At 75.9% G+C, this 2,652-nt stretch carries 3 protein-coding genes, 1 tRNA gene and 1 pseudogene; 1 reads left to right on the top strand and 4 read right to left on the bottom strand.

Features of this window, described 5'->3' with window-relative positions; genetic code table 11:
- Positions 1-30 precede the first annotated feature (30 nt).
- A complete protein-coding gene (locus ABD308_RS01210; protein WP_344324077.1) occupies positions 31-384 on the top strand; it encodes a VOC family protein in 354 nt (117 codons plus the stop codon).
- 14 nt (positions 385-398) lie between these two features.
- On the opposite strand, the gene ABD308_RS01215 is transcribed toward ABD308_RS01210, so the two are convergent.
- The 4 genes and pseudogenes from ABD308_RS01215 to ABD308_RS01230 form a co-directional block, all read right to left on the bottom strand.
- Positions 399-1,046 (bottom strand): 2'-5' RNA ligase family protein, encoded by a 648-nt coding sequence (locus ABD308_RS01215; protein WP_344324087.1) that lies wholly within the window; start codon positions 1,044-1,046, stop codon positions 399-401.
- A gap of 115 nt (positions 1,047-1,161) precedes the next feature.
- Positions 1,162-2,073: an ornithine cyclodeaminase family protein gene (locus ABD308_RS01220; protein WP_344324096.1), complete on the bottom strand. Its 912-nt coding sequence runs from the start codon at positions 2,071-2,073 to the stop codon at positions 1,162-1,164.
- Between the two features lie 103 nt (positions 2,074-2,176).
- Positions 2,177-2,245, bottom strand: a tRNA-Glu gene (locus ABD308_RS01225).
- Positions 2,246-2,305: 60 nt separating this feature from the next.
- Positions 2,306-2,652: pseudogene (locus ABD308_RS01230) on the bottom strand (class IV lanthionine synthetase LanL); the annotation flags it as partial.

A 2,652-nucleotide genomic window follows, 5' to 3' on the forward strand; every position in this document is an offset into this window, starting at 1 on the left:
GGCGGCCGCCGTCCTGGCAGGATGGCGGGCATGGAACGTGTGCTGGGAATCGGTGGATACTTCCTGCGCGCCGCCGACCCGGCGGCCCTGAGCGCCTGGTACCGCGACTGCCTGGGCCTGGACGCCGACGAGAACGGTCTGTGGCGGCCGGAGCCCGGGCCGACGGTGTTCGCGGCCTTCGACGCCGGGACCGACTACTTCGGCTCACGCGAGCAGCAGACCATGGTCAACTTCCGGGTCCGCGATCTCGACGCGATGCTCGCGCAGTTGCGGGCCAAGGGTGTGCGGGTGGACGAGGAGACGCAGGAGATGGCGGGGGTCGGCCGGTTCGGCTGGGTCACCGACCCCGAGGGCCGCCGGATCGAACTCTGGCAGCCCGCCTGACCGCCGGGCCGGGGTCAGCCGCCGGTGAGCGGGATGGTGGCGACCATGGACCAGGAGAGCTGCCAGGCGCTCTCACCGCCGGGGCGGGGGTGCTGCCGGAAGAGGACGTCGAGCAGTCGGACGTCGCGGACGCGGACGGGTGCGTGGCTGGGGGAGATCCGGCGCAGGACCGACTGCAGGGCGTCGGAGGAGGCGTCGGACCAGGCGTAACCGAGCGAGATGTGGGGACGGCCGCCGTCGTGCAGCAGGGCGCCGGGGCCGCGGGTGCGGCGGATGGCGTCGCGGACGCGTTCGCGCAGTTCGACCAGGGCGTGATCGGGGGAGAGGTCCAGGAAGGCCCCGCCCCGGCCGGCGATCGGCGAGCCGGCCGTGACCTCGAACGGACGGGTGTCGGCGAGGTGTTCACGCAGGGCGGTGACCAGGTCGGCGCGCTCCTCGTCGGTGATCCCGTCCGAGGTGGTGTCGGCGATCATGTCGAGGGTGCAGTGCAGCGTGTCGTCGCCGAGCGGGGTGATCGGGTAGGGGCGCATCGCCGCCCGGCACTCGCCGACGAGGTTCGCCAGGCCGTGGTCGGCGCGCGGATCGGGAACGGCGTAGACGTGCAGGACGCGGGCGCCGTCGGGCCACGGCGCGCCCTGGAACTTCGGAACGAACTTCTCCACGGTCGTCTCCTCCGTCGCACGGCGGGCGGGATCGGCGTGTCGTGTTCGGGGCCGTCGGTGTCCCTGGAAACGGTAGCCGCAGCGGAGGCGGTACCAGAAGTACGCCTGGGCGCGGTCAGTGGAAGGTGAAGGAGGCGGCCGTGGCGGCGGACCGGGCGGCGAGGTAGACGGGCCAGGCGAGGGCGAGGTCCTGCCAGGGGAGGCCGATCGGGGCGTAGACGGTGGCGCGGTCGTCCGGGCGGGCCGGGGCGGTGCCGCGCAGGACGTCGGTGAGCGTGGTGGCGTGGGCCGGGTCGAGGGCGGCGCCGCGCAGGACACCGGAGGCGGCGGCGAGGGCCGGGTCGTCGACGACGAGGCGGCTCGCGCGCAGCAGGGCGGGGGAGAGCTCGGCCTTTCCGGGTTCGTCGAAGCCGAGGCTGGTGAGGTGCAGGCCCGGCCGCAGCACGTCGGCGTCGAGCAGCGGCTCGCGCGACCAGGTGGCGGTGAGGACGATGTCGGCGGCCTCGACGGCGGCCCGCGCGGTGGGCACCGCCTCGCCGACGGCGGCGGCGAGCGCCGGGTCGAGGTCGTAGGCGTACACCGCGTCGATCGGCCGCAGGGTGCGCAGGGCCCGGAGCGCGGTCCGGTTCTGGGCGCCCGCGCCGATGACGGCGACCGTCGCCGCCCGTTCGGGGGCGAGCGCGTGGGTGGCCAGCGCGGCGGCCAGCCCGGTCCGCCAGGCGGTGACGGAGGCGGAGTCGAGCAGCGCGAGCAGTTCGCCGTCGGCCAGCGCGTGCAGGCAGACGACGCCGCGCAGCGCGGGGGTGGCGGCCGGGAACTTGGCGTTGACCTTCACGGTGTACGCGGGCACGTCGGGGAGCAGCCCGGGGATGAGACACATCGCGGTCCCGGGGCCGGGCAGCCGGGCGCCCACCCGCTGGGCGGCCGGGAGCCGGTCGGCCGTGCGGAAGCCGGCGTCGAGCGCCTTCAGCACGGCCGGGATGTCCAGGGCGGCCTCGACGTCCGCGCGCGAGAGCAGCAGGGTCACGGTGGGCGGCCTCCTCGCGACGCCGGGGGCGGCGGACACGGCAACGGCGGGACACGGCAACGGGGGCGGCACCCGTCATACGGTTGCCGCCCCCGGAGGATCGAGCGCCGGGCCCGAATCGAACGAACTCTTCCCGCTGAAAGCGGGCGTGCTGCCAATGCACCACCGACGCCTGGCCGACCGGGCTCTCCGTAGCCTGCCCTGTCGACGGGAAGAACGTACCAACGGATGATCAGAAAGCGAAATCGCCGGGCCCGGCCGGGAACAGCAGGCCCGGGCGGGCCCCGCCCCGGCGCTGCAGGCGGCGCAGGAAGCCGAGCACGCCGGGTGTGCCGACGGCCCAGGCGGGGGACTCGGCTCCGGGGTCGCCGCCGGGCAGCAGCGGGCGGCCCCGGGGGCCGCCCGCGCGGGAGAGGACCAGGCCCGCGACGTCCTCGGCGGCGCGCCAGTGCCGTTCGTCCCCGGTGGCGGCGACCAGGTCGACGAGCAGTTCGCCGACGCCCGCGAGGCCGCAGCACTGGCCGGTCGGGCCCATCCTCGGCGCGAGCGCGCGGCAGGCGGCCGCGGCCTCGGCGGCGC

Source organism: Kitasatospora putterlickiae, assembly GCF_039527695.1.
Classification (GTDB): Bacteria; Actinomycetota; Actinomycetes; order Streptomycetales; family Streptomycetaceae; genus Kitasatospora; species Kitasatospora putterlickiae.